The 702-nt window shown below is 49.1% G+C and carries 1 protein-coding gene; it reads right to left on the bottom strand.

All coding sequences use genetic code 11. The features are described from left to right. On the bottom strand, nucleotides 1-702 hold a 702-nt coding region (locus R7Z49_RS25115), incomplete at both ends, for an ATP-dependent DNA helicase (RefSeq protein WP_318112402.1).

Here is a 702-nt window from a genome sequence, read left to right as displayed (position 1 = left end):
TCCCGTGTTCTTGGGATTGGCGGTAAACTGCCGAGGAAGATGCCACCATAATCACGCGTCACCAAACGGTTGTCGCAAATGATTAAGGCACCATGGTCTTTTTGGTCTCGAATCAAACGTCCTACGCCCTGCTTTAAAGTGATATCCGCATCTGGGATTTGCACTTCTGCAAACGGCTCACCACCACGTAATCGACAATCTTCGATTCGGGCTTTGAGTAGCGGGTCATCAGGGGCAGTAAACGGTAATTTGTCGATGATAACACAGCTCAGTGCGTCACCTCTAACATCGATCCCTTCCCAAAACGCCCCCGTCGCCACAAGCAAAGCGTTACCCAGCTCCATAAACTCTGCAAGAGTCTTTTGCTTGCTCATTTCACCTTGCATAAGAACCGGAAGATCCAACACCTCACGGAACTTCTCTCCCAACTCACGCATCATGCTGTGAGAAGTACATAAGAAGAAACAACGACCGTCATTTTCTTCAATGACTGGTGCTAACATTCTCACCAATTTGTCCGCTAAACCTGGGCTGTTTGGCTCAGGAAGATAACGAGGCACACAAAGGCGAGCCTGCTTTTCATAATCAAATGGCGATGGCAGCGAAAACGGTTGTTTAGGTTTTAAGCCGAGACGATCGGTAAAGTGCTTAAAGTCACCAGAAACCGCGAGCGTTGCCGAGGTGAAGATCCAGGCACCGTGC

It is taken from the genome of Vibrio sp. 1562, assembly GCF_033340155.1.
In the GTDB taxonomy this organism is placed as follows: domain Bacteria; phylum Pseudomonadota; class Gammaproteobacteria; order Enterobacterales; family Vibrionaceae; genus Vibrio; species Vibrio alginolyticus.
This window is presented reverse-complemented; position numbering and strand designations above follow the sequence as displayed.